29 protein-coding genes, 1 tRNA gene and 2 pseudogenes are annotated in these 25,303 nt (G+C 65.9%); 24 read left to right on the top strand and 8 right to left on the bottom strand.

Translation table 11 applies throughout. The features are described from left to right. The first annotated feature begins 6 nt into the window (after positions 1 to 6). Positions 7 to 1,086 carry a Xaa-Pro peptidase family protein gene (locus VEY12_01095; GenBank protein HYM38726.1) on the top strand — a complete coding sequence of 360 codons (1,080 nt, stop codon included), beginning with the start codon at positions 7 to 9 and terminating at the stop codon, positions 1,084 to 1,086. A gap of 7 nt (positions 1,087 to 1,093) precedes the next feature. Here VEY12_01095 and VEY12_01090 read toward each other — a convergent pair whose 3' ends face one another. Continuing rightward, on the bottom strand, positions 1,094 to 1,651 hold the full coding sequence (locus VEY12_01090; protein ID HYM38725.1) for a GNAT family protein: 558 nt from the start codon (positions 1,649 to 1,651) through the stop codon (positions 1,094 to 1,096). A gap of 42 nt (positions 1,652 to 1,693) precedes the next feature. Continuing rightward, complete coding sequence (locus VEY12_01085; protein ID HYM38724.1) at positions 1,694 to 3,748, bottom strand: PKD domain-containing protein; 2,055 nt, start codon at positions 3,746 to 3,748, stop codon at positions 1,694 to 1,696. A gap of 191 nt (positions 3,749 to 3,939) precedes the next feature. Between VEY12_01085 and VEY12_01080 the strand changes: the two genes are divergently transcribed. After that, positions 3,940 to 4,947: a histone deacetylase gene (locus VEY12_01080; GenBank protein HYM38723.1), complete on the top strand. Its 1,008-nt coding sequence runs from the start codon at positions 3,940 to 3,942 to the stop codon at positions 4,945 to 4,947. Here the strand turns inward: VEY12_01080 and VEY12_01075 are convergent. Continuing rightward, on the bottom strand, positions 4,939 to 6,087 hold the full coding sequence (locus tag VEY12_01075) for a CBS domain-containing protein (GenBank protein HYM38722.1): 1,149 nt from the start codon (positions 6,085 to 6,087) through the stop codon (positions 4,939 to 4,941). The two genes, VEY12_01080 and VEY12_01075, sit on opposite strands and share 9 nt — an antisense overlap. Before the next feature lie 79 nt (positions 6,088 to 6,166). Between VEY12_01075 and VEY12_01070 the strand changes: the two genes are divergently transcribed. Further along, positions 6,167 to 6,442, top strand: coding sequence for an acylphosphatase (locus VEY12_01070; GenBank protein ID HYM38721.1), 276 nt, complete (start codon positions 6,167 to 6,169; stop codon positions 6,440 to 6,442). Positions 6,443 to 6,670: 228 nt separating this feature from the next. On the opposite strand, the gene VEY12_01065 is transcribed toward VEY12_01070, so the two are convergent. The 4 genes from VEY12_01065 to VEY12_01050 all read right to left on the bottom strand — a co-directional run bounded on the left by VEY12_01065 (position 6,671) and on the right by VEY12_01050 (position 10,217). After that, positions 6,671 to 7,516 (bottom strand): TatD family hydrolase, encoded by an 846-nt coding sequence (locus VEY12_01065; protein HYM38720.1) that lies wholly within the window; start codon positions 7,514 to 7,516, stop codon positions 6,671 to 6,673. A gap of 103 nt (positions 7,517 to 7,619) precedes the next feature. Then, positions 7,620 to 8,168 (bottom strand): TATA-box-binding protein, encoded by a 549-nt coding sequence (locus VEY12_01060; GenBank protein HYM38719.1) that lies wholly within the window; start codon positions 8,166 to 8,168, stop codon positions 7,620 to 7,622. Between the two features lie 129 nt (positions 8,169 to 8,297). Continuing rightward, on the bottom strand, positions 8,298 to 9,206 hold the full coding sequence (locus VEY12_01055) for a 2-dehydropantoate 2-reductase (protein HYM38718.1): 909 nt from the start codon (positions 9,204 to 9,206) through the stop codon (positions 8,298 to 8,300). A gap of 78 nt (positions 9,207 to 9,284) precedes the next feature. Further along, positions 9,285 to 10,217 carry an endonuclease V gene (locus tag VEY12_01050; GenBank protein HYM38717.1) on the bottom strand — a complete coding sequence of 311 codons (933 nt, stop codon included), beginning with the start codon at positions 10,215 to 10,217 and terminating at the stop codon, positions 9,285 to 9,287. A gap of 172 nt (positions 10,218 to 10,389) precedes the next feature. On the opposite strand from VEY12_01050, the gene VEY12_01045 reads away from it, so the two are divergent. From VEY12_01045 to VEY12_00950, 20 genes and pseudogenes are all read left to right on the top strand, one after another. Then, positions 10,390 to 11,205 carry a methyltransferase domain-containing protein gene (locus VEY12_01045; protein ID HYM38716.1) on the top strand — a complete coding sequence of 272 codons (816 nt, stop codon included), beginning with the start codon at positions 10,390 to 10,392 and terminating at the stop codon, positions 11,203 to 11,205. Positions 11,206 to 11,480: 275 nt separating this feature from the next. Next, positions 11,481 to 12,767 carry an amidohydrolase family protein gene (locus tag VEY12_01040; GenBank protein ID HYM38715.1) on the top strand — a complete coding sequence of 429 codons (1,287 nt, stop codon included), beginning with the start codon at positions 11,481 to 11,483 and terminating at the stop codon, positions 12,765 to 12,767. Positions 12,768 to 12,770: 3 nt separating this feature from the next. Then, entirely contained in the window at positions 12,771 to 13,427 is a 657-nt protein-coding gene (gene rnhB, locus VEY12_01035) for a ribonuclease HII (GenBank protein HYM38714.1), read from the top strand. Next, positions 13,424 to 13,753, top strand: a complete 330-nt coding sequence (locus tag VEY12_01030; protein ID HYM38713.1) for an SCP2 sterol-binding domain-containing protein — start codon at positions 13,424 to 13,426, stop codon at positions 13,751 to 13,753. The genes rnhB and VEY12_01030 overlap by 4 nt, the downstream gene beginning before the upstream one ends. 53 nt (positions 13,754 to 13,806) lie before the next feature. Next, a tRNA-Met gene (locus VEY12_01025) sits at positions 13,807 to 13,942 on the top strand. Positions 13,943 to 14,066: 124 nt separating this feature from the next. Next, positions 14,067 to 15,149: an ATPase domain-containing protein gene (locus tag VEY12_01020; GenBank protein ID HYM38712.1), complete on the top strand. Its 1,083-nt coding sequence runs from the start codon at positions 14,067 to 14,069 to the stop codon at positions 15,147 to 15,149. Then, a complete protein-coding gene (locus VEY12_01015; GenBank protein HYM38711.1) occupies positions 15,146 to 15,934 on the top strand; it encodes an ATPase domain-containing protein in 789 nt (262 codons plus the stop codon). The genes VEY12_01020 and VEY12_01015 overlap by 4 nt, the downstream gene beginning before the upstream one ends. A 128-nt stretch (positions 15,935 to 16,062) precedes the next feature. After that, on the top strand, positions 16,063 to 17,208 hold the full coding sequence (gene ftsZ, locus VEY12_01010; protein ID HYM38710.1) for a cell division protein FtsZ: 1,146 nt from the start codon (positions 16,063 to 16,065) through the stop codon (positions 17,206 to 17,208). Between the two features lie 57 nt (positions 17,209 to 17,265). Continuing rightward, entirely contained in the window at positions 17,266 to 17,550 is a 285-nt protein-coding gene (locus VEY12_01005) for an Rpp14/Pop5 family protein (protein HYM38709.1), read from the top strand. Between the two features lie 77 nt (positions 17,551 to 17,627). Continuing rightward, on the top strand, positions 17,628 to 18,353 hold the full coding sequence (psmA, locus tag VEY12_01000) for an archaeal proteasome endopeptidase complex subunit alpha (GenBank protein ID HYM38708.1): 726 nt from the start codon (positions 17,628 to 17,630) through the stop codon (positions 18,351 to 18,353). Between the two features lie 8 nt (positions 18,354 to 18,361). Next, positions 18,362 to 19,102 (top strand): ribosome assembly factor SBDS, encoded by a 741-nt coding sequence (locus VEY12_00995; GenBank protein HYM38707.1) that lies wholly within the window; start codon positions 18,362 to 18,364, stop codon positions 19,100 to 19,102. Between the two features lie 78 nt (positions 19,103 to 19,180). Then, positions 19,181 to 19,441, top strand: coding sequence for a hypothetical protein (locus VEY12_00990; GenBank protein HYM38706.1), 261 nt, complete (start codon positions 19,181 to 19,183; stop codon positions 19,439 to 19,441). A gap of 123 nt (positions 19,442 to 19,564) precedes the next feature. Continuing rightward, positions 19,565 to 20,260 (top strand): exosome complex RNA-binding protein Rrp4, encoded by a 696-nt coding sequence (gene rrp4 / locus VEY12_00985; GenBank protein HYM38705.1) that lies wholly within the window; start codon positions 19,565 to 19,567, stop codon positions 20,258 to 20,260. Positions 20,261 to 20,273: 13 nt separating this feature from the next. Then, positions 20,274 to 20,996: pseudogene (rrp41, locus tag VEY12_00980) on the top strand (exosome complex exonuclease Rrp41). 155 nt (positions 20,997 to 21,151) lie between these two features. Further along, positions 21,152 to 21,934: an exosome complex protein Rrp42 gene (rrp42, locus tag VEY12_00975; GenBank protein HYM38704.1), complete on the top strand. Its 783-nt coding sequence runs from the start codon at positions 21,152 to 21,154 to the stop codon at positions 21,932 to 21,934. 8 nt (positions 21,935 to 21,942) lie between these two features. Continuing rightward, positions 21,943 to 22,155, top strand: a pseudogene (locus VEY12_00970) (50S ribosomal protein L37ae). A 119-nt stretch (positions 22,156 to 22,274) separates the two neighbouring features. After that, positions 22,275 to 22,409: a DNA-directed RNA polymerase subunit P gene (locus tag VEY12_00965; protein HYM38703.1), complete on the top strand. Its 135-nt coding sequence runs from the start codon at positions 22,275 to 22,277 to the stop codon at positions 22,407 to 22,409. Between the two features lie 2 nt (positions 22,410 to 22,411). Next, entirely contained in the window at positions 22,412 to 22,645 is a 234-nt protein-coding gene (locus VEY12_00960) for a KEOPS complex subunit Pcc1 (GenBank protein ID HYM38702.1), read from the top strand. Further along, positions 22,642 to 23,022, top strand: a complete 381-nt coding sequence (locus tag VEY12_00955) for a prefoldin subunit beta (GenBank protein ID HYM38701.1) — start codon at positions 22,642 to 22,644, stop codon at positions 23,020 to 23,022. The genes VEY12_00960 and VEY12_00955 overlap by 4 nt, the downstream gene beginning before the upstream one ends. Before the next feature lie 237 nt (positions 23,023 to 23,259). Beyond that, entirely contained in the window at positions 23,260 to 23,895 is a 636-nt protein-coding gene (locus VEY12_00950; protein ID HYM38700.1) for a YfbM family protein, read from the top strand. A gap of 19 nt (positions 23,896 to 23,914) precedes the next feature. Here the strand turns inward: VEY12_00950 and VEY12_00945 are convergent, their stop codons facing one another. After that, positions 23,915 to 24,373, bottom strand: coding sequence for a hypothetical protein (locus VEY12_00945; protein ID HYM38699.1), 459 nt, complete (start codon positions 24,371 to 24,373; stop codon positions 23,915 to 23,917). Between the two features lie 109 nt (positions 24,374 to 24,482). Between VEY12_00945 and VEY12_00940 the strand changes: the two genes are divergently transcribed. Further along, positions 24,483 to 25,298 (top strand): EMC3/TMCO1 family protein, encoded by an 816-nt coding sequence (locus VEY12_00940; GenBank protein HYM38698.1) that lies wholly within the window; start codon positions 24,483 to 24,485, stop codon positions 25,296 to 25,298. The last annotated feature ends 5 nt before the right edge of the window (positions 25,299 to 25,303 follow it).

Raw genomic sequence — 25,303 nt, 5'->3', positions numbered from 1 at the left:
GCGCGCGTGAAGCGAATCTTCCGGAATGCGGACGACCACGTCGACCTCATCGTGCTCATGAATTCCGTGGATCCCCACATCGACATGTCGTTCTTCTATGCGACGGGGATCACGGACGGCCTGTTCGAAGGGTGCGCGGCGTGGCTGCATCCCGACGGGAGCGCGGAGATCATGACCTCCGCCCTCGAGGAGGAAGCCGCGAAGAAGAGCGGACTCCCCCTCCATGTGTTCCGACATCGGGAGGAACCCGCTCGGCTCATGCGCAAGCTGCTCAAGGGGCACCGGCGGATCGGGATCAACTCCGCGGAGTTGACGCACCAGGCGTTCGATCGCCTGCGCAAGTACGCGCCCCGCAACGCGCGGTTCGTGGACGTCTCCGAGGCGATCACCCAGTCGCGCCTCGTGAAGGACGCGAAGGAAGTCGATCTCATCCAGAGAGCGTGCGACATCGCCTCCAAGTCGTTCCGCGAGACCCTGTCGTTCATCCGGCCCGGCGTGCAGGAGTCCGAGATCGCCTCCGAGCTCGTGTATCGCATGCAGCGCAACGGGGCCACGGGCCCGTCGTTCCGCACCATCGTGGGGTCGGGTCCTAACGGCGCGGAACCCCACTACACGGCGGGGCCCCGGAAGATCCGCAAGGGCGATCTCATCGTGATCGACTTCGGGTCCCTGTACCGGATGTACTGCTCCGACGTCACGCGGACCGTGGTCGTCGGCAAGGCAAGCGAGGAGCAGCGCGCGATGTACGACACGGTCGCGAGGGCGCAGAAGGCCGCCCTTGCGAAGCTCCGGCCCGGGGTCCGGGGCAAGGCCGTCGACGCGGCGGCCCGCACGCTCATCGACTCGACCAAGTACAAGGGCCGCTTCATCCACGGCCTCGGGCACTCCGTCGGTCTGGCGGTCCACGACGGCGGCGGTCTCTACACGACGAGCGACTTGGTCCTGAAGTCGAACATGGTCATGACGGACGAGCCCGGCGTGTACGTCCCCGGCTTCGGCGGTGTCCGGATCGAGGACACGGTCCTCGTGACCCCGAAGGGCGGCCGGTACATGAGCACGGCCCCGCGGGAACTCCTCGAACTGTGAGCCGAGCTCATGCCCCGGTCGGGACGGGCCGTTCGCGGAACTCCCGGGCCAGGATGCTCATGCGGATCACATTCTGAAAGCGGCCATCCTTGTACACGTCCTCGCGGTGGATCCCCTCCCGCACGAACCCGCACTTGGCGTACGAACGGATGGCGCGGACGTTGTCCTCGAGGACTTCGAGGGACACCTTGTTCAGCTCGAGCCGGTCGAAGCCGTAGTCGAGGGCTGCGCGGAGCGCCTCGGTTCCATAACCCCGAGACCAGTACGCGCTCTCCCCGATCACGATCCCGAGGTCCGCTTTCCGATGGACCCGGTCCACCTTGTGCAGGCCCAGGTTGCCCACGTGCCTCCCCTCGATTTCAATCGCGAAGATCTGCTCGTCGGATCGCCGCAGGTAATCCCGGAACCACCGCTCTTCCTCGGCGAGGCTGACGGGTCCCGCCCTCCCGAGGAACTGGGTTACGAGAGGATCGCTGAACCACTTCACGCAACGGCGGAGATCGCCCGACGCCAGGGGACGCAGCGTCACACGGGCGCCGCGCAGGATCCGGTGGTCCTCAATCATCGCGCGGTCACGACGGGCGCCGCGTCAGATAATCCTTTCCGCTCAGTCGTCTTCGTCCTCGGGGCCGTGACCGCCGAAGCCCAGCGAGATCGTGAGGGACGCGCTCGTGGACGCGCCGTCGGCATCGGTCACGGTCAGCGTGATCTCGTAGGTCCTGGAGCGCGTGCCCTCGCCCTTCCCGTCGCCCCCACACCGCTCCCACCCGTGGTGGCCTCCGACGTGGTAGCCGTGCACGGCGATGGCCGTGACGTTCATCGGCGCGTTGCCGCCCACGGGGCTCTCCGGCGTGTCGTTGGCGGGGCCGTTCGGGAAGACCTGCGTGAGGTTCGTGCCGTCCCCGAAGGCCCAGTGGGCCGTGAGCGCATCGGCACCCGGGTCGCTCAGCATCGCGCGAAACGAGATGCCATGGCGGATGAACAGCGGACGGAGGTCCTTGAACCGGATTCCCGCCGCGTCCAGATGGCGGCCTTTCCCCGGGTGGAGCAACGCGACCGAGGTGCCGTCCGGGAAGGTCAGGTTGAGCCAAACCCGGTCGCGATTCCCGTGGCAGTTCGCGAAATCGCTGAATCGGAGGGTGGCCGTAATCGGCTGGGAGAGATTCATCGAAAGGGGTCCCGTGTCCGCGGTCTGCGGGCCCGATTCACCCCTCGCGTGCACGATCCGCAGGGTCGAGAGGACCGTTCCGTTTCCTCGGATCGTCAGCGTCACGTTCACGGGCTTCTTCCCCGCGACCGTGAGCCGGAAGTCCCCCGTGGCAGTCATGACCAGGCTTCGGATCGCCGGGGGCACGTTGTCGATGGTCACGTTCGCGACCGCGGTGACGACCGTGTGGCCGTCCGAGACCGCGACCCTCGCCAACCCGGAGAACTCGTCCGTGTACCGGACCGCGGCCGTCGGGCTCGACGACCAGCCCGTGTCCCAGCTCCCGTTGTCCGTGAAGGACCACCGGAATTGGAGCGGGTCGCCGTCCGGATCCGAGGACTTGGATGCGTTCAGGATGATCGTGTCGCCCTCGTTCCCCCGATACGGTCCCCCGGCGTCCGCGATGGGCGGGGCGTTGCCCACCACCGCGACGATCGCGGGCGCCGAATGGGCGTCCGGCGTGCCCGTCCGGTTCATGTCGGACCTCGCCCGGGGCAGCGTCACGTTGCCGTTGGGCAGAGCGGGCGCGACGAGGGTGTAGAATCGCGTCACGGTAACGTACGGCGTAGGCAGGTCGGGGTTGCCCTGGTAGCTAACCTGCGCGGCCGGGAGGTTCGCGTACCACTCCAGGGTCTTCGAACCGTCTGTGTAGTTCACGATGACGTCCGGCGGCACGGAGTAGCTGCCCGCCTGCACGCTCCATCCCGCAGGCACGTCGTCCTCGACGATCCCACGGGTCACGTTCACGTTCGCCGTGTACGTGTCGTCGTAGGCCCAGACGGCCAGGTTCGTCGCGTCGATTCGCACGCGCACGGTCTGCCCCGCGGTGCCGTTCGTGATCGTGTAGAGAGGCAGCTTCCCCACGACCACGGTCGGGAACGATCGAAGGTACGCCCACACATGCGTCTGCGTGTTGTTGCCCGGCCCCTTGTAGAACGGATGCTCGACGAGAGTGCGGAGGCCGAAGGGAAGGGTCTCCCCCCCAACCCGGAACGCGACGCCGGCCTTCGCGAACTGCATCTCTTCCATGTCCCACCAGATGGGCCCGCTCAGGTAGCCCGCGAGCACGTACGGACCGAACGAGTACAGGAGGCTGCCCTTCGCCGGAACCGTGGCGTTCGTGAGCGTCGCGTCCGCGGTCGTGTTCATCGGGCTGGGAGGCGGCGACTGGGACGGATGGGGACTCATGAGCACCGCCTCCTCCGGGATGACGACCGGCACAGTGGCCGTGTTCGTCACCAGGATGCCCACAGGCGCCGTGACCTCATGTCCGTTCTCGTTGAACGTCTCGTTCACCATGACGACGCTCACGAGTCCCCGACTGCTGGCCTCCCAGAATCCCAACGATGCCTGGGCGGGTGCCGGCACGGGCGGGCTCAAGAGGGCGAGGGTTCCCACGGCAAGGGTCCCTGCGAGGAGCAGAGCCAACGAACGTCTGGCGTAGAACCCTTTCATCAACGCCCTTCTGATGCCCGGCCGCTTCTCCTTATCGGAGCGGCTTGCTTAAGGGTGACGGCATGATTTTCACAAGTTCTCACGGCTGATTTTTATTCCTGATACCATGACGGCGCCCGGGCCGAAGGCCTCGCGCTCGGGCCCGCAGCGCTACGATGGCTTGATGAGGCGGCACCCGTTGCGGAGCGACCGTGCTCTTCTACGACCCGAGATTCCTGGAGCACATCTCGTCCCCCATGCATGTGGAGCGGCCCGAGCGCCTCCAAGCGATCGTGGAGCGACTTCGGAAGGAGGAGCTCCTGACCGACGTCCGCTCCGCGGGCCCCGCGAGCCTCGGGGAGCTCCGCCGGGTGCATCGCCAGACGTTCCTCGAGTTCTTTCGCGACCTCAACGAGGGATTCCTGGATCCGGAGACCGCGGTCCATCCGGAGACCTGGGACATCGCCCTGCTCGCCGCGGGAGCGACCGTGCAGGCGGCCCGCGAGGCGGTAAAGGAGGGACGCCCTGCGGTGGCCCTCGTGCGGCCTCCGGGGCACCACGCCGGCCCCGACTACGGCGGCGGCTTCTGCTACCTGAACAACGTGGCCGCGGCTGCGGCGGACCAGGTGGCCCAAGGCCGCCGCGTCGCAATCCTGGACTACGACGCCCACCACGGGAACGGCACGAGCGAGATCTTCGAGGACGAGGCCGCGGTCCTCTACATCTCCACGCACCAATACGGTATCTACCCGGGGACCGGCGCCGCGGAGGACGTCGGCAAGGGAGAAGGACGCGGCTTCAACGTGAACATCCCCTTCACCGCGGGCTGCGGCGACGAGTCGTTTCGCATCGCGTACGGCGAGATCGTCGAGCCCGTAGTACGGGCCTACAAGCCCGACGTGATCCTCGTGAGCCTGGGGATCGACGCTCACTACCGCGACCCTCTCACGGGCCTCTCCCTGTCCTCCCCGGGGTACGTGGACCTCGTGACGTGGAGCGCGGGCCTCGCCAAGGAGGTGTGCGGCAACCGCTTCGTCGTCGCCCTGGAGGGCGGGTACCACCTGCAAGCCCTCTCCGAGGTCTACGCCGGCGTCGTCGCGCGGCTCCGGCACCGCCGCGTCGATCTCGAGCTCACGCAGCTCCTCGATGCGAAGGGCAAGGGACGTCCGGGGGTCGAGGCGACCAAGCGGGCCCACAAGGAGTTCTGGAACCTACGTTGAACGCCCGAGCTTGCGCTCGGTGATCATCCGCTCCTTGTCCTTCACGATCCGCTTGTACAGGATCTCCAGGAGATCCCGCAACGCCAGGTGGAGATCCCAGTCGAAGTGGTTCGCGTAGTACATTTGGTGGGCCGTCTGGAATCGGCAGCGGATGGAGTACTTCCATCGGTCGCCGTTCGGCTTGTACTTCTGGACGTGGAGCGAGAGCGTCTTCGGGGTCACGAGCTGCGCGATCCGGCGCATCTCCTTCTGGACCGTCGAGTAGATCGTGTCGTACGTCTCGGCGGGCTCGTCCTCCAGGCCGCTGATCTCCACGAAGAGCTGGTCGCGGGGTCGGAGGCCCGCCAGGAAATGCATGAGGTCCAGCTTGGTCACGATTCCGACGGGCTCATCCTTCTCCGTGATGATGACGCTTGAGACATCGTTCTTCAGCATGAGTTCCGCGGCGTGGGCGAGTTCCCCCTCCGCGCCCATGGTGACGGGCGGGTAGTGCATGGCGCCCTTGACTTGAAGCTCCACCTTGGTTTCGGTCCCGGCGCGCTCCCCGTACCGCTGGCGCATCTTGGGCCGGGCGAAGAGGTCCGTCACGTCCTTCATCCCGATCACGCCCTTGAGGCGGCGGTTCTTGTCCACCACGGGGAGGGAGCGCTCCCCGAGGGACTGCATGACGTGGACGGCACGATCGATCGTGTCGTCCTCGGACACGGCCTGAGGGTTGGGCGTCATGAAGTCCCGGACCGCGAGTCCCCCGAGCGCCTTCGCGTCGACCAGGGCGCGCACGAGGTCCGTGCGGGAGATGATCCCGAGGAGTGTCTTCCGCTCCACGACAGGGAGGGCGCGGAAGCCCGTCGTGATGAGCTCCTCCGCGGCCGCAGGCAGGGTCGCGGTTGGGCTCACGACCGGCGCCTTCACGAGGACCGAGGACAACTTCGTCGTGGGCGGCACGTTGTGGCGTTTCATGAGCTCGCGGAGGGTCACGACCCCCTGGAGCTTCCCCTTGCGGCCGACGGGGATCTCGTGGACATCGTACTTCTTCATCTTTCCGAGGACTTCGCCGAGGTCGTCGTCGGGCGCGGCCCACACGACCTCCCGGGTTAGGTACTCGGACACCGTGAGGTCCTGCACTCTTCGACCTGGCATGCCAGAATCCCTCGCGGGAACCTTCCGTAGCAGGTCGGTCTATAATAACCTTATTTGGCGAGCGTCCGTTCGGAAGCGGATGCGGGTCCGCGCGACGGCCGTCTTCCATGGGCGCGTGCAGGGCGTGTACTTCCGGGCACACTGCGAGGAGAAGGCGCAGTCCCTCGAGCTCGACGGCTATGTCCGCAACCTTCCCGGGGGTAGCGTCGAGGCCGTGTTCGAGGGGGAGCGTGCGTTGATCGAGGAGTGCATCGATTGGAACCGCAACGCTCAGCCTGCGGCGCGCGTGTCCTCCGTGGACGTCGAGTGGGGGACGGCCACGGGAGAGTTCCGCGGGTTCGAGATCCGGCGGTGATCTCGCGTTCCACGGGCCCGAAACGGCGAGGGTTTGTCCCCACATGTCCGGATTGGGGAACCGTGGATGTCGGGGGGGATGTCACCTTCCGCCGGGGCCCCGGCCGGGTCCCCCGGGAATCGTCTTCGAGCCCACGGCCGTCGTGTTTGTGCTAACCCGCTCGCGGAAGGCCCGGGCACCCCTCGCCGGGGCGCTGCCCTTCACGGGCGGTCCTCGTCGGGCTGAGCCTCACGCGAGCTGCACGTGGTACGTGCGCTCGGGCACTTCCTTGTGGATGACCCACGCCTGGTCCTCGGTCATCACGTTCTTTTCGATCCACGCGCGGGTCTTCTTGGGCACCGTTGCGGGCCCCAGGACGGCCCCGGGCCGCTTCGGGTCATCGATGTAGTCCGTCTCGAGCATGAAGTTCGGCCCGCCTTTGAGGGCCTCCGTGACGAGGACCTCCTTCGCCAGGATGGATGGCACGAGACCGTGCGTGTCCTCGGGCCGCGTGAGTGGGGTAGAATGGTGCTTGACCACGCGGTTCCTGTCAAGCCCTGCCTTCGTCGCGATCGATGCGAATTCCGCGAACGTCTCCGGGGTCGGGTCTTCCGTGTGGAGGACCACGGCGCATCCGAGGCGCTTCGCCGCCTCCATCGCGTACCGCATGACCTCATTGCACGCCGTGATGATTTCCGGGCCGACGGGGAAGTGTGGACGCCCGATTTCGCCGATCGCCACGGCCTTCCCCTGCGCGATGTACCGAGACGCGAGGTCGAGTCCCTGGCGCATCGCCGCGACCGCGGCGTCAAGCCCCTGCACTTCCTTCAGATGAAGGCACTCCACAGGATACGGGCCTAGGGCGACGAAGACCTGGAGGTGGGTCGCCGCGCGGATCGCGTCCGCCATGGCGAGGGTCTTTCGGTACGCGCGGTCGTAGTCCGACCCGTGGCTGATGGGAATGTCCTCGTAGGGCGAATGGGTCAAGAGAAGGGCCGTGCCGCCCGCCTTCTCGAACAGCTTGGCGCCCTCGACCCCCAGGAACTCGGGGCGGAAGTGAATGTGGTTGTCGAAGATGGGCAGGCGCTTGGCCATCCGGGCTTTCCCCTGCTCCCTCGCACGCCCCGGAGGGCGATAAACCGTTCGCCCTTACGTCGAAGGGCTTGCCCCGACAATCGGTACCGCGCGCCCAGGGACGTCAGCGCAGGAGGCCTGCGGCCTTGAGCTCCGCGGTGATCTTTTCCACGGCCTCCTCGACGTCGGAGGGTTTGCGGGCTCCCGTGCAGACCAGCTTGCCGCTCCCGAACAGGAGGACGACGACCTTGGGCACGTCGATGCGGTACACGAGGCCGGGGAACTGCTCGGGCTCGTACTCGACCTTCTCCAAGCCCAGGGAGATCGCGATGGCGTTCAGGTTGATCTCCGTGCCAAGGTCCGAGGACGCCACGATGTTCTGGACCTCGATCTCCGGGTTCTTCTTGATGGGGATGCCCGCCGCCTCGATCTGCTTCGCGACCAGGTCGATCGCAGTCTTCACGTGCTCCAGGCTCTTCGCACCCGTGCACACGACCTTGCCGCTCCGGAAGAGGAGGGTCGCCGTCTTGGGCTCCTTGAGGCGGTAGATCAGGCCCGGGAACTGCTCCGGCTCGTACTCCGCGCCGCCGAGGGCGAGGGCGATCGCCTGGAGGTCCAGCTCCTCCCCGAGGGAGGTCGACGCGACGACGTTCTCGATCTTGATTTTCGCCAAGGAGATGCCTCCGAGCGGACGGAGAGCCGGCCTCCCCGCCCCTTGGACCCCTGGGGATTTAAATAGCCCTTTATAAAGATTGACCCCCCGGTTCCGAATTCCCCCGTGGACAAGCCCGATCGCGGACGGTCAGGCCGACTCGGCCGCCGCGGTCTCCCGGGCTCGGATCAGCGCGTACAGCGTACGGTTCCGCGGGGCCTCCAAGCCGTGACGTTCCGCGGTCCGAAGGATGGCGCCCGTAATCGCGTCGATCTCGGTCCTCCGGCAGTGATACAGGTCCTTAAGCATGCTCGCTCGGTTCGACGCCGTGCGGCGGGCGACGAGCCGCGTCCTTCGGAGGGTGTCTTCGCGGTCCAGCGGCACCCCCTCCGCCGCCGCGACCGCCAGCGCCTCGCGGCCTACTTCGTCGAGGAGCCGGGACAGGTCGCGGTCGCGAACGAGACGCCCGTTCGGGACGCCCGCGAGGGCCGCGAGGGGATTGATCGCCGCGTTCACCACGAGCTTAGCCCAGAGATCCACCCGGATGTCCTTTGAGATCCGCGTACGGAAGCCCGCCTCCTCCAGCACATCGCGGACACGGACCACGTCCTCCGGTTCCACGCCCTGCCAGCCGCCCACCACGGTGTCTCCGATGCCGGCGTGGCGAATCTCCCCGAGGCCCAGGACCGTGACGCCGTGCGACGTGGTGCCCGCGATCACGCGCTTCGCGGTGCGTCCGATGATCTCCGGGTTGTCGAGTCCATTCTGGAGCGTCAGGAACACGGCGGACGCCGCGAATCGCTTGAGGGGGAACATGGCCGCTGCGGTGTCGTAGGCCTTCGTGCTCACGACGATGAGCTGAGGGTGGGCGCCGGGCGGGATGCGCGTCGCGGTCTCCGGGTGGACCACCCGGGCGGTCTTCCCGGTGATCCGCAGCCCGCGGGAACGGATTGCTTCCATGTGGTCGCCTCGTCCCACGAGGGTCACGTCATGCCGCACGGACAGGAGCCCGCCAATCAGGCTGCCCGTTGCGCCTGCACCGAACACGAGGATGTCCACGACCCCGGGATGCGGGAGGTGGGCGAAAACGTTTTCGACGAGATAAGAATATGATTGATTATATAATAACAGGTCAATTTATCTTCCCGGGCGGCTTCCTTTGGCCTCCTTGGACAGCCGGTCGGCGACTCGGAGCGGTTCAGGGTAATGGTCCCGCGTGCTCGCTCGCGCCCACGCGAGAGCGTTCTCCAGGGAGAGCCGATGGCCCACGGAGACGTAGAACGCGCGGGAAGCCCGCGGGGGTCGCCACGCGTATCCTCGCACTTCACCTTGGAGCTCGATGGGGATGGCGCCGTCCTCCGTGCTCTGCGTGGGCCGCGGCGTTCCGGCGAGCGGATGCTTCGCAACCCCTATCGTGGGAAGGTCCAGGGACACGCCCGCGAAGCACGCGAACCCGAAGAGGGCCGGATGGAGACGGCCGTGCCCGTCGACGAAGAGCAGGTCAGGCGTCCGCGAGAGGCCGCGGACGGCCTCCCGAACGGCGGGGAACTCTCGGAAGGCCAGGTACGAGGGGATGTACGGAAAGTCCACGTCGACCGTACGCACCGCGGTCTCGAGAACCTCCAGGGTGGTCGCGTCCAGCAATGCGGCGGCCGCGATCCCCTTCTGGCCCATGTAGGCCACGTCCACGCCGCCCAACGTGCGTACGCTCAAGGGGCCATCCCGCTCTCGCACCTGGGCCGCCAGACGAACCTGTTCATTTCGGAGGTCCGATAGGAGGGAGGGTCCATCGAGGCGGTCTACGAAGGCACCGCGGTCCGCGGGACGTGGGGGGGACTCCCTCGACCTCGCAGGGAGAGGTGCACCCGCCCGGGAAAGGACGGGCCGACCGTCGGCGCGCACGACCTGCCCTCCCGGGTCGAGGTACGGGCGTTCCGCGAGCCACTCCGCGACCGCACGGGCCGCGCGGACGTCGCCGAGGGTTCGCGCGACGACCCCGCAAGTCGCGACCTTGCCGTGGGGGATGCTCGCGACGGTCGCGGCCAGCGCCTCCTCGAATCGGATGCTCACTGCGTCCCACATGCGGTCAGGTCCACAAAACCTTGCGGATACTCCCGCAGCGCTTTGCGTACGCCCGCCCATCGCTAGGGTCGAGTCGCCCTCGGCCCCTATCTTCCTCGAGCGCACAGCCGCATCGCATAAGAACCCAGGTACGAATCCTGGGTGCATGGTGTCTGGGCTCGTGGACCGGGAAACCGTCTTGAAGTCGTCCCGATCCTACTATGCGAATCGCGCGTTCTACTACGACCTCCTCGCGCAACGCAAGAACCGCGACCCCGCAACCGAGAAGGAACTTGAGTTCCTCGAACGCGTGTTCAAGGACCAGGCGACTCGCTCGGTACGGCGTGTCCTCGATGTCGCCTGTGGAGGCGGGCGTCACGTGGTCGGCCTTGCGCGAAGGGGATACGAATGCGTGGGCCAAGACCTCACGCCCGATCGCGTGGCCATGGCCCGAGCTCGGGCCAAGCGCTCCGGGCTCTCGTTGCCTCTTTCTCAGGGAGACGCGACGAGACTCCCCTACACATCTGAATTCGATGCGGTCTTGGCCCTCTACATCCTCTTTCTCCTGCCGAGCGATGACGATGTGGCGAAATGCCTCCGCCAAGCCCACAACTCTCTCCGACGCGGCGGGCTCTTCGTGTGCAACGTGTTCAACCCCTTCTCGTCGGGACCCCGCAGCCTGGGACGCCTGATCCAGCGCCAACGCCAGGTCGTGAAATCGCGAGCCCCGGGCATCCGGATGACGGAGATGAGTCAGTTCCAAGACATCGACCCCATGCGCGGCTGGGGATGGCTATCCGAGAGCATCGAGATCGAGGCGCCGGATGGCCGCCACGAATTCCGGGACCGGGAACGCCTCCGCTTCTTTACGTATTCGGACATCATCCGCATGTTGGAGGATGCCGGTTTCCGTGACCCCGCCTGCTACCCGGATTGGATGATCCGCCCGAGGCGTATGCCGCAGGCGAAGTGGCTCGTGTTCACGGCCCGAAAGTGAGCCGCACGCGACCCAGGAACGATCGGGCGGATAGGCGGTCATTCGTCCCCCTCGTGTTGTGGCGGCCTGTCACTACATCCAAACGGAGCTACCGAGCGAGCTCGTGGATTCCGTGAAGGCGTGTCCGGCGGGGGAGCTCGGTACGAGGGGGGTTCGCGACGCAACTCGAAGCCCGGACGCGACAGCGCCAGCATACCACCTTCACCACTAGACCGTAGAGTGTGGTGGGCGCCCCACAAAACCTTTCTAGCCTTCCCCCCATCGGCCGCGGACCGATGTCCCTCCTCCTGAAGAACGGCCTCGTCGTCACGCAGGATTCCGGACGCCGCATCGTGCGCGGAAACGTCTTCGTGGACGGAGGTCGGATTGCGGCGATCGGCGAGACGCAGGACCGCGCGGACGAAGTCCTGGACTGCTCGGGCTGCGCTGTCCTCCCCGGCCTCATCAACCTCCACCAGCACGCGGCCAACACGCTCCTCCGAGGCATCGCGGACGACATGCCGCTCGAGGAGTTGCTGACGAAATCTTTCGCAATCGACGCGAAGCTCACCCGGCGGGACGTGCAGATTGGCGCCCTCCTCGCCTGCCTCGAGATGATCCGGTCGGGGACCACGAGCTTCCAGGACCTCTTCTACTGGGAGGACGAGGTCGCCCGGGCCGTGCGGGAGTCCGGGATGCGCGGTTTCCTGTCGTGGGTGACGCTCGACTCGGCGTACACGACCCAGCACGGCGACCCGGTGAAGAACGCGGACGCGTTCGTCGCGAAGCACCTCGGCGACCCGCTCGTCACGCCCTCCGTAGGCGTCCAAGGCGTCTACGTCGCGTCCGAGGAAACGTTTCTCCGCGCCCGCGAGGTCGCCACCCACCGCGACGTGCGCCTCCACGCGCATCTCTCCGAAACTCGGAAGGAGGTCTACGACCACGTCGCGAAGACCGGGATGCGTCCCGCGGAGTGGCTCGAGAGGATCGGCCTTCTCGATCCGCGGCTGAACGTCGCGCACGCCGTGTGGCTCACCCTCAACGAGGTGCGCATCCTCGCTCGCCACGGCGTGAGCGTCGCCCACTGCCCCGTCTCGAACATGAAGCTCGCCTCGGGCGGCGTGGCGCCCGTTCCCGAGATGTTCGCCCAGGGCGTGAGCGTGGGCCTCGGGACCGACTCGCCCCTGTCCAACAACTCCGCGGACCTCTTCGCCGAGATGAAGACGGCCTCCCTGCTCCACAAGGCGACGCGCTGGGACGCGCGCGTTCTCCCTGCTCAGACCGCGCTCGACATGGTCACCATCGACGCCGCGGAGGCCCTCCACGTCAGCGAGCGTCTCGGCTCGATCGAGGTGGGGAAGCGCGCCGACCTCGCCGTGGTGAATCTGCGGCGTCCCCACACCACGCCTTTTTATCCGGCAAACGTCATCAGCCATCTCGTCTACTCGAGCCGAGGCAGCGATGTCCAGACGACGATCGTCGACGGCCAAGTTCTCATGGCCGGGGGAGTTGTGCGGACCGTCGACGAAGATGCGGTCCTCGAACGCGCCCAGGAGACCGCGCGGGAGCTTTTCGAGGCGTGATCCGTGATCTGCGGGGTGGATGAGGCAGGCCGAGGCCCCGTGCTGGGTCCCTTGGTCGTGGCCGGCGTGCTGGTCGAATCGGACGTACCCCTCCGTCATCTGAACGTGCGGGATTCGAAGAAGCTCTCCCCGGAACGGCGCGAGCTCCTCGCGCCGGAGATCGAGAAGGTCGCGAAGTCCGAGGTCGTCGTGGTGCCTGCCTCGGACATCGACGTGATGCGCGCGCAGATGTCCCTCAACGATTTCGAGGCCCATCTCTTCGCCTCGGTGATCGAGAAACTCCACCCGGAGACCGCCTACGTCGACGCGGTCGACGTGGACGAGATCGAGTTCAAGCGGTCCATCCTGAAGCAGCTCCCTTTCGAGGTCGAAGTTGTCTCCCAGCACGAGGCGGACGATCTCTTCCCCGTCGTGAGCGCGGCCTCCATCGTTGCCAAGGTCCGCAGGGACGCGGAGATGCGCAAGATCGAGGCGGAGATCGGGGAGCCCGTGGGTTCCGGCTACCCGTCGGACCCTCTGACGATCGCATTCCTGGAAAGGTGGATTAGGGCGAAGGGGTCTCCGCCGCCCTACACTCGGTTGACGTGGGACACCACGCGCCGCCTCCTCGCGGAGGCGAAGAACCGGAAGCTGGAGGAATTTGGGCGGGGCAAGGCATGAAGGAGCTGCTCGAGAACCTGGTCGCGAAGTTCAACGCGAAGGTGGACGCGGACCCCGCGTTGAGCGCGGAGGTCGGGGACCTCCAGAAGACCGTGCTCATCGAGCTGTCCAACGGGGCGAAGTGGCACTTCACCCTGAAGGACCGGCATGTGGCGGGCATCCTGGACGGAGGCGTCGACCGCGCGGACATCGCCCTGCTGACGGACGAGGAAACGCTCCGCGGTCTCCTGCTCCGCGAAATCGGCCCCTTCAAGGCCTACGCGACGGGGAAGCTGAAGTTCAAGGGCAGCCTCGATGACCTCCTCCGATTCCGCAAGTTCTTCTGACGGCCGCCCGCGTAAGGTTTAAGCGCGAGGGGCCAATCCTCTCGAGCCGCGATAGCGGGGTGGGGTAGCCAGGATATCCCGTCGGGCTCATACCCCGGGACTCCCGGGTCCCCGGTGAGACACCCGGAGATCGATGGTTCAAACGGCACCGAGGACCCGCCTCGGTCCCTGAGATTCCATCCCCCGCTATGCCCCCTTTCGGAGCCCGAGCCGGTCTCCGTGGGCCTCGCCCACCATCGCTATCCTTGATTCTCACATCGGAACGTTTATGGGAGCACCCCTCGTCGGGCGAAATGTCTCCAGGCCGAAGTCCATGGAACGTGTCAAGACGGGCGTCGAAGGCCTCGACGCGATGCTGACCGGCGGCTTGCTGCCGACCCGTCCGTACATCATCTCCGGACCCACGGGCAGCGGCAAGACGATCCTGGCCACCGAGTTCCTCCTCGACGGTCTCAAGCGCAACGAGCCCTGCCTCCTCGTCACCCTGGACGAACCGCCCATCGAGGTCAAGTCCAACATGACCATGTTCGGCTGGAACCTCGATCGGCTCAAGATCTTGGACGCCACGCCGGACGTGCGCGCGCACAAGCGCCAGCGGTCCGTGATCGACGTGGGCACGGCGCTCGATGTGCGGGACATGGAGGACGTCCAAGACATCCGTCAATCGTCCCAGATCCGTGCGCTCGAGGTCACGGTCCACAGTGTCCAGAAGATGATCAAGCAGGAGTTCTTCGGACGCTTGGAGAGAACCAAGGAGCGGTACAAGCGGATCGTCGTCGACTCCATGACCGCGCTCAAGATGTTCTCCATGGAGGGCGAAGACAGCCGCATCCTCATCCAATCCTTCATGCGGTTTCTCTCCGAGCTCGAGGCGACCACGCTCATCGTGTCCGAGCACCTCGACCGAAAGGCCATCGAGACGGAGTTCTTCCTCGGGCGCGGCGAGATCCGTCTCCACAAGTGGGTGGACAGCACGACCGTGCGGCGCGCCATCTCCATCGAGAAGTTCCGCGGCAGCCGCTTCGATGACCACGTCCGACCCCTCGCCATCACGGGCGACGGGCTTGTGGTCTATGCGGACCAGCAGGTCGCGATGACAAACGGCGTGGGCACCCACGGCAGCGAAACCCTCCTGGAGATGCGGATCATCGACGACATCTCGAACGTCTTCGAGGCCGCGCTCCGCAAGGTCGAGGAGGCCCAGCGCCGGCAGATCCCCGTGCGGGACGTTGAGGTGTCCCTCTCCCGCGCCATGCTCCACTTCCAGCGCAAGAACTACCAGAAGGCGATGAAGCAGGCGTTGGCCTGCAACTCGGAGCTCGAGCAGCGCCTGGGCATCGTCCCGCCGCCGCCCGCGACGCCGGTGCCTCCGCCGCCGAAGCGGGTGACCCCATGAGCGCCGTGCCCAAGATCCGTACCGGGGTGCCGGGCATGGACAAGATGCTCCATGGCGGCCTCGTCCCGGGACGTCCCTACATCCTCTCGGGTCCGCCCGGCGCGGGCAAGACGATCATGAGCGTGCAGTTCCTCCGGGAAGGGCTCGAGGGCGGGGAACGCTGCCTCTTCGTGGCCCTCGAGGAGCCGCCGAACGAGCTCAAGCTCAACATGCGGCCGTTCCGCTGGAACCTGGACGACCTCGAGGTCCTGGATGCGAACTCGGACATCCGAAGGTTCGAGCCCACCCCCATCCTCGAGATCTCCACGGAGGAGGAGCCCATCCGCCTGCGCGACCTGGACGACCGCATCCGGAAGACCCCCGACTTCGAGAGCCGCGAGGTCACCGTCCACTCCCTGCAGCAGCTCCTCAAGAACCTCTTCCTGAAGCGGCAATACCAGCGCGTCGTGATCGATTCGATCACCGCGCTGAAGTACTTCTGCATGCGCGAGTTCGAGGAGACGCTCACGACGCAATCGTTCATGCGCTTCCTGGCGGAGTCCAAGGTCACGTCGCTCTTGACCCTCGAGCTCCCCGAGGAGGGCGAGGTTCCTCCGGAGGCCTTCCTGGCGCGCGGCGAGATCCGGCTGCACAAGTTCCGCGACGACACGGGGATCAAGCGGTTCATCTCGATCGAGAAGTACAAGGGCTCCAGCCACGATGACGTCGTGTACCCGTTCGATATCACGAACACGGGTTGCGTGATCCAGAGCGGGGCGTCGAAGGGCGTCGCCGCGAGCCTCTGAGTGCGCTCCCTCCCGCGGATGCCATCCTCCTTTGTCAACGGGCCGCGTCCGACAAATGTATGACTACTTTTAAATACCCTCACCCCGATGCGCCACAAAGTCAGAATCCATCGGGATGGGATGGTTCAATGAAGTCGCTTCTGAACGAAGCCCTCGCTCGGCACCAAGAGGCACAGGAACAGGAAGAGAAGGAGAAGGCCGCGGCCGCCGCGAAGCCGGAGGCCGCGAAGACCGCGGACGACGCGGATATCGAGAAGATCGTGGAGTCGATCAACGTCTCGATCAAGATCGTGGGCTGCGGCGGTGGCGGCTCGAACACGATCGACCGCTGCAGCGAGGCCGGGATCACCGGTGCGCAGCTCTGCGCGATCAACACGGACGCGAAGCACCTCCTCTCCGTCCATGCGCCGAAGAAGATTCTCATCGGGAAGCGCCTCACGAAGGGCCTCGGTGCCGGTGCCCTACCCGAGGTCGGCGAGCAGGCCGCCCACGAGAACGAGGAGGAGATCCGGACCTTCATCCGCGGCGCGCACGTCGTGTTCATCACCGCAGGCATGGGCGGCGGAACCGGGACCGGCGCGGCGCAGTACGTGGCCCATGTCGCCAAGGAAGAGGGTTCGCTCACCATGGGCGTCGTCACGATGCCCTTCAAGTCCGAGGGCCGAATCCGCATGGAGAACGCGGAGGCGGGCCTGGACAAGCTCCGCAAGTTCTGCGACACGACGATCGTGATCTACAACGACAAGCTCCTGGAACTCGTCCCGCGGCTCCCAATCAACGCCGCGTTCAAGGTGGCCGACGAGATTCTCATGCAGTCCATCAAGGGCATGACGGAGATCATCACGAAGCCCGGGCTCGTGAACCTGGACTACGCCGACCTCATGACGATCATGAAGGGCGGCGGCGTCGCGATGATCGGCATCGGCGAGAGCGACGAGGAGCGGGACCGCGTGGAGTACGCGATCAACGAGGCCCTCGAGTCCCCGCTGCTCGGCGAGGTGGACCTGACGCACGCTCGCGGCGTGCTCGTCCGCGTGGTGGGTGGCCCGGACCTGACCGTCTCCGAAGCGGAGAAGGCCGCGGAGATCGTCGGGCAGAAGGTGAACCCGCAGGCCCGGATCATCTGGGGCTGCTCCGTGGAGCCCGATCTGGCGAATACGGTCCAGGTGCTCCTCGTGATCACGGGAGTCAAGTCCAAGTCTCTGCTCGGCAAGGAAGTGAACACCGGGGCCGTCCGCCTCGGCACCTCTTCCGACGTCGATGAGGTACGCTGACCTCCTCCACTTTTTTCTCCCCAACCTTTTTCCTTCTCCCTTTCCTCTCGGGTCAGCGTGAGCACCCATCGCCCGAGGTACCGATACATCGCGTTCCGGGTCGAAGGGGATCGCCCCTTCCGCCGCGACGAGGTGCTCGACGCCTTGCACGCGCTGAGGGATCCCTTGTGGCTCGTGGGGTTCCAGGACCCGAAGGGCCTCGTGCGGTGCACCCACCTGCGGAAGGACGCCACGATCGAGGCGCTCAAGACGATGGCCACCATCGCGGGCATTCCCGTGCGGGTCACCACGCTGGGCACCTCGGGGACCATTCGGCGTGCGACGGAGAAGTATCTCTCCTGAGGATCTCGTGCCTCCGGGCCGTTCGAAAGAAGGCTTATAAGTGACGGGACCATAGTCGGCCCCGCAAGAGGGACGTTATGCAACCGGGCCAGATGGCATACGACAGGGCGATTACGGTCTTCAGCCCCGACGGGCGGCTCTTCCAGGTCGAGTACGCCCGCGTGGCGGTCACGCGAGGCAACACGACGGCGGGACTGAAGTTCAAGAACGGGATCGTCCTCATGGCCGACAAGAAGATCGGCTCCCGGTTGGTCGAGACCTCGTCCATCGAGAAGATCTTCCAGATCGACGAGCACATCGGTGCGGCGACCTCGGGGCTCGTGGCCGACGCCCGCGTCTTGATCGACTACGCCCGGCTGGCAGCCCAGATCAACAAGGTCACCTACAGCGAGAAGATCGGCGTGGACCTCCTCGTCAAGAAGATCTGCGACTACAAGCAGAACTACACGCAGTACGGCGGTGTCCGGCCCTTCGGGACCGCGCTCCTGGTGGCCGGGGTGGATGACATGGGAACGCACCTGTTCGAGACGGACCCCAGCGGGGCGCTCGTGTCCTACAAGGCGGGGTCCATCGGTGCGGGCCGCAACGCCGTCATGGAGCTCTTCGAGGAGAAGTACAAGGAAGGCATGGCGCAGGACGAGGCGATCCTCTTGGGCCTCGAGGCCCTTCAGAAGGCGTCCGAGGGGGAAAAGCTCGACGGTAAGACGATCGAGGTCGGGCTAGTCGCCGAGGGCCAGAAGTTCCGCCGGCTGAGTGAGCAGGAAGTCGCCGCGTACCTCGCCAAGTTGCCGGCCGCCGCCTAGGCGAGGCCATGCCCAAGGAGCTTCGCTCGGACCGCCGCGACGACATCTTCAAGGAATACGTCATCGCCCGAATCGAGAAGTCGGGCGAGAAGTTCGAGGTTCTGGTCAAGCCCGACGCCGTGCAACGCCTCCGGGACGGCAAGGACATCGACCTGATGGCCGAGCTCGCGATCGACGAGATCTTCAAGGATGCCCACAAGGGTTCCAAGGCCTCCGAGGAGAAGATGCAGGAGTTCTTCGGCACCACGGAACCGCTCAAGGTAGCGAAGAACATCATCCGCCACGGCGAGATCCAGCTGACCACGGACCAGCGCCGCCAGATGCTCGAGCAGAAGCGGAAGCAGATCGTCCAGTACATCGCCCAGAACGCGATCAACCCGCAGACGAACACGCCGCATCCGCCGCAGCGCATCGAGATCGCCATGGAGGAGGCCAAGGTCCACATCGACCCGTTCAAGGGCGTCGAGGAGCAGGTCAAGGAGGTGCTGGATTCCCTGCGGCCTCTGATTCCGATTCGGTTCGAGAAGGCGCGCATCGCGGTGCGCCTGAGTGCGGAGGACAGCGCGAAGTGCTACGGCGACCTCAAGTCGTTCGGCACGATCCTGAAGGAAGAGTGGTCGCCCACGGGCGCCTGGATTGGCGTCGTGGAGATGCCCGCGGGGATGCAGACGGACTTCTTCGACCGGATCAACGCGAAGACGAAGGGCAACGCGGAGATCAAGGTCCTGAAGGCGGACCAGAGGATCTGACGCTCCCCGCGAACAACCAGCACGGACCGGCAGCCTTCAAGCCTTGGGAGTCGCTGGGGATGGCTAGGAGGTTGCCGCATGCCGAATCCCGTTCGTACCCTGGGCATCGCGTCCGTTGTCGTCGGAGCGGTCCTCACCGGGATCGGGGCTTTGGACTTCTGGGTCTACCTCTTCTGGCGGACTGGCGGTAACGCATTCTGCTCCGGGAACACGTGCTATCAGATTATCGCGGAACCGCCCCCATGGTACTACGCGGCGGTTCTCCCTGCCGGCCTCGCCGTTCTTGTGACCGGGATTCTCCTGGTTCGGCGAGGCGGACGGGCGGCGTCGAGCCCCTGAACGGCGCAGCTCCGTCCCGCGCCGTCTGGGCGGGGAAGCAGTGCGGTACACGAGGCTCCTGGCAAGGCAAAGGCTCAAGTAGCCGCCTCCGTTTCGACGCCCCTGCGTGAGAGAGAGTATTCAATGGAAGGCAGCGGGGCGGCGCTTCGCCAGATTGTCATTCCTGGCGAGGTCGTCGGTGGACCTGGGCTGAAACCGGGTCCCGGGACGTTCAAGTCGGGAGGCCAGATTCTGGCCTCCCAGCTGGGGATTCGGTCCGAGCGCGAGGGGCATGTGACCGTTATCCCGCTGAACGGCCGCTACCTGCCCCAACGCGGCGACGCCGTCGTGGGCGAGGTCATCGACTTCGGTCCTTCGCACTGGCTCGTGGACATCAACGCACCGTATCCGGCCCCACTTCATGCCACGGAGTCGCCCTGGCGGGTCGAGTTCGGCGACACGGCCCGCTACATGAAGGTGGGTGATGCGATCCTCGCCTTCGTCCTGAGCGTGGACGAAATCAAGCGGATCCAGCTCACGATGCAGGACCGGGACGCGCGGAAGCTGAGCGGCGGGATGCTCATCGAGATCGCCCCCACGAAGGTCCCCCGGGTGATCGGGAAGCAGGGCAGCATGGTCTCCCTGATCAAGGACCTCACGCGCACCCGGATCTACGTGGGCCAGAACGGTCGGATTTGGATCGACGGACCCGAGGACGCGGCCGCCACGGCGGCCCTCGCGATCCGGTTCATCGAGGAGCGGGCCCAAGCGTTCGGCCTGACGGAGGCCGTTCGGGACCTGCTGGAACGCGAAACCCGGAAGACGGGTCGGTCCCCGTAAGGGGAGGCATGCCATGGAAGACGTAGAGCACATCGAGAAGGAAATGAAGTTGATCGACGAGAAAGGGATCCGGCTCGACGGCCGGAAGTTCAACGAGCTCCGCCCCGTCCGCATCGAGGCGGGCGTGCTCAAGCGCGCGGACGGGTCCGCGTACATCGAGTGGGGCGGCAACAAGGTCCTCGCCGCGGTCTACGGTCCACGGGAGGCCCATCCGCGGCACATCCAGGACCCCGCCCGGGCCCTCGTTCAATGCCGATACAACATGGCGCCTTTCAGCGTCTCGGACCGGAAGCGGCCCGGGCCCGACCGCCGGTCCGTGGAGATTTCCAAGGTGATCTCGGAGGCCTTCTCCTCCGTGGTGTTCAAGGAGCAGTTCCCGCGGACGTCCGTGGACATCTTCATCGAAGTCCTGCAGGCCGACGCGGGCACGCGATGCGCCGGGCTCACGGCGGCATCCGTCGCCCTGGCGGATGCCGGCGTCCCCATGCGGGACCTCGTCGCCGCATGTGCGTCCGGCAAGATCGGCGGCGTCGTGTGTTTGGACCTGAACAAGGAGGAGGACAACTTCGGCGACGCGGACTGCCCCATGGCCGTCGTCCGCAGCACGGGGGAGATTGTCCTGCTCCAGATGGACGGCCACCTCACGTTCGACGAGTTCCAGAAGGCCATGGAGCTGTCCCTCGGCGCGGCGGAGAAGCTGTTCGAGCTCCAGCGCGACGCCCTGCGGCGTCGGTACAGCGTCACCCTCGAGGAAATCCTGAAGGAGAGTCCGCCGGCCCCTGCAGCGCCTCCGGAGGAACCCCGCGACTACCCACCGCCCCCCGAGGAACCGGGAGCCTCGCCGGACATGGACAAGGAGCTCCGCGACGAGGACTTCGGCCCGGAGGGGATCTGATGAGCGAGGAAATCGTCTCGGACCTCATGCGGGCCCATATTTACCGGCTCGCGCAGCGCGGGGAGCGCATGGACGGTCGGGGCATCGAGGATCCGCGGAAACTCACGATCGATCGGAAGTACGTCGGGACGGCGGAGGGCAGCGCCCGGGCGAGGCTCGGCAACACAGACGTCCTCGTGGGGATCAAGATGTCCACGGGCGAGCCGTATCCGGACACCCCGGATACCGGCGTCCTGTCGACGAGCCTCGAGCTTGTTCCCATGGCGAGCCCCACGTTCGAGGCCGGACCGCCCAAGCCCGAAGCGATCGAGATCGCACGAGTCATCGACCGCGGCATCCGCGAGTCCAAGATGGTGAACGTCGAGAAGCTGTGCATCAAGCCGAAGGAGAAGGTCTGGGTCCTGTTCATCGACATCCACGCGCTCGACTACGACGGGAACCTGTTCGACGCGGGCTCGTACGGGGCGGTCGCCGCCATCGCATCGACCGTCGTGCCGGCGAAGGCCCAGGGGGTCGGAGACGACTTCGCCCTGCCCGTGGAGCACTGGCCCGTGAGCGTGACGTTCGCGAAGATCAAGGACCTGATCCTCCTCGACCCGGACCTCGACGAGGAGCGCATGGCGGATGCGCGCCTCACCGTGACCACGGACGAGAACGGGGACATCCGGGCCATGCAAAAAGGCTTAAATGGAAGCTTCTCCTACGACGAAATCAAGCGGTGCATCGAGACGTCCCAGAGGGTGGGGCGGCAGGTGCGTCCGATGTTGCAGGGGTCCTGAGGGCGTTTATGGCGCGTCGCACTCGACAGGTTGGCGTCGTCGGCCGCTACGGCCCGCGCTACGGGGTGCGCATCCGGCGCCGGGTGCAGGAAATCGAGGAGGCGCGGCGGGCGAGTCACGTCTGCCCGAAGTGCCAGGCTCCTGCGGTCCGCCGCCGCTCCTCGGGCGTCTGGCAGTGCCACCACTGCGGCCATGTCTTCGCGGGCGGCGCGTACCGACCCGTGATCACGACCTCCTTCAAGCGCGAACTCGAGCCCAGCGCGCCCGCCGTCGAGGCCAAGGAGACCAAGGAGCCGAAGGCCGCCAAGGAAGGCAAGAGCAAGGCCGAGGGGGCGTGACCATGTACAAGTGCGCCAAGTGCCTCGAGCCCATCCGCACGAACATCAACACGGTCGGGATCCAGTGCGAGCGCTGCGGTTCCAAGATCTTCTACAAAGAACGGCCCAACGTGAAGAAGGTCGTCAAGGCCCGGTGACCATGCCGAGGGCCACGATCATCCTGGAAGGACCCGAGGCGTCCGTGGTGCGGATGGCGCTGTCCCCCGAGGCGGGCCGGGACGTCCCCCACGCGCACGTCTCCGTGGCGGGGACCGCCCGTCGCCTCACGATCACCATCGACGCGCATGACACCGGCGCGTTGCGCGCCGCGGTGAACTCGTACTTGCGGTGGTCCGATGTGGCCGCGCGCGTGCGGCGAGAGGTGACGGAATGAGCATGAAGGAGATATCGCCCCAGTTGCAGAACCAGATCGCCCAGTACCAGCAGCTCCAGCAGCAGCTCCAGCTTCTCGCGCAGCAGCGCCTGCAGCTCGAGGCGAAACTTCGGGAGATCGAGGGCACGCTCGAGGAACTCAACAAGCTCACCGGCGAGACGCCGATCTACAAGAGCATCGGAATGCTCCTCGTGCGCCAGGACGATCGCGAGGCTCTGAAGAAGGAGCTCGAGGACCACAAGGAGACGCTCACCGTGCGCGTGAAGTCGATTCAGAAGCAGGAGAAGTCCCTGTCCGAGCGCTACGAGCAGCTCGGCGAGAAAATCCAGGCCGCGCTCGGCGGCACGCCCGGGAAGGCTCCCGCGGACGAGACCTGATCTCGCTCGAGGGCGAGCCCGCAAACCCTTATTTCGGTGGCGGAAAACCTCCGCAAATTCCGTGCGAGAACGTAGCGCCCTCTTGCCGCTGTCCCCCTCATGCCGGGGCCTCACGGCCTCGGCTCTTTCCCCTTCGCAACCCCGAGCCGTGGCACCGCCCTGAAGGTCGGAGATGTTCGCCCGCAGCCCGAGGTAGTCGTCCCGGCCAACTCGGGGCGGGCGAGGTTGCATTCACTTATGCCGCTGCCCGTCATTGCCGCAGAGGGAGAGTGGTCCGCCGTGGGCATGTACACTTCGTTACGCCGCATCACAACGGAACAGTTGGCGAGCTTGCAGACGAATCCAGGGCTGACGGCGAGATACGTAGACCCCGATGACGACGAATATGGATGGGCGGAGGGGTTCCCTCAAGGTCCGGTTCTCGACCTGGACAAGTCGTGGCAGGTGCTCCACTATCTGCTCAACGGCGACCCGGTGGGAGGCGAGCCCCCGCTGAAGGACGCGGTTATGGGGAGGACCGCAATCGGCGAGAGCATGGCGTACGGCCACGCTCACTACCTGACCCCGGACCAGGTCAGCGCCGTGGCCAACGCCCTGAACGGCATCGAAGAAACCCGTCTTCGGGCGGCGTTCGACCCCGCGAAACTTGATGAAGCCAAGGTGTACCCCGGAGCTTGGCTACCAAGGATTCCAGCACCCGAACCTAAGGGTTTGTTCCGGGGACGCAATGCGCGATCCGAGGCCATCGCGCAGGCTCGTTCAAGGCAGATGACCGAGTTTCTCGACTTCGCCATGGGCAGGTACCGCGCCCTCGTGGCGTTCTATCACGAAGCTGCGACAAAGGGCGAAGCCGTGCTCGTCTGGATTGCCTGAACGACGTTCTGGGCGACGGTCACGTGGAGACGAACGCAACACGTTTGTTCCGGGCTGCGGCCCAATCGCAAACCTTGAGGGCGTCCTCCGTGCCCGTATCGTACGCCTCGGCCCATTCTGAGAGCCAAGAATCCTCGAAGTACTTCGCCCACTTCCCCTCCGAGACGTGCCGGGCTTTCTCTCGAAGGATGGGGTCATCTCGAAGCCGTTGCATCGTAGCCCGCAATTCCTCCAAGGCGGCCTTCGCCACAGCGGGGGCCTGCCACGCCGCCTTCGCCTCCTCTTCGCTGCCACCGTAGATCGTCGTGTCGAGGCGCTTCAGCGCCTCCACCGTGGCACGTTGCAGCCCGAGAACGTTAACCACCTCGGGGAACCAAATCCAACCCGCAACGATGTCCGCAAGGGGTTTGCCGTCCGTCCGCTCTTCGACAGGGACGGTTGTCTCGCCTTCGACCTTGACGCTGACCGTGATTCCCATCGCACGGTCGATGATTGCCGGAGAGTTTAGCCCTTCCTGCCGACGCGGGGGATTTGCGCCAGAGTCTGTTGCCGCAAACCCTTATATCGCCAGGTCCCTTGGCGAGTTCGTGGCGGACGACGAGGTCGAGGACTCGACGGATGAATCGGCCGACGAGGGGGCCGAGGAGGCGCCGAACGAAACCGACGACGCGTCGGAATCCGCCTCCGCGGAGCAGGCCAAACCCGTCCTCACGGCGCGCAAGCAGCCCGTTGCGCCCGTCCGGTCCACGAAGGGCAGCTTCACCCGCTTCATGATGATCTTTCTAGTTCTCCTCGCGGTCGTCGCGATCTTCGATCCGACGATGAGCCAGGGCTTCGGCGCGCTCGCCGGCTACATCCTCTTCCCGGTGATTGGGTTCGGCGGCAGCGCGCCTGTCCTCACGCTCCTGATCGCGGGGATGATGACCACGGGTATCTCGTCGATTCTCCGGGACCACTATACGGACTGGATCAAGATGGTCCGGGTTCAGAAGACCACCGGCGCTTGGCAGCGCGCCCTCCGCGAGGCCATGCGGAAGGGGAACAAGTCCGAGGTCCAGAAGCTGAACAAGATCCGGGAAGGCTTCATGAAGGAGCAGATGGACGTCCAGGTCAACTCCATGAAGCCCCTCGCCTGGACCTTCTTCCTTTTCATCGTGCTGTTTGCGTGGCTCAACGTCTTCGTGAACCAGACCCTCGCGATCACGGGCGGCCAGTACTTCGCGGTCCCCTGGGCCACGAACGTCTACGTGACCTACGTTCCGTTCCTCCTGCCCTCCTGGGTGCTCATGTACTCCCTCCTCGCGCTCCCGGTGGGCCAGATCCTCACGCGCGTGCTCAAGTACGTCCGCTTCCGGCGGAAGCTCGAGGCCCTCGGCCTCTCGCTGAAGCCGGAAGGCGCGTGAGGGCG

This window comes from Thermoplasmata archaeon, assembly GCA_035632695.1.
Lineage (GTDB): Archaea > Thermoplasmatota > Thermoplasmata > RBG-16-68-12 > RBG-16-68-12 > RBG-16-68-12.
This window is presented reverse-complemented; position numbering and strand designations above follow the sequence as displayed.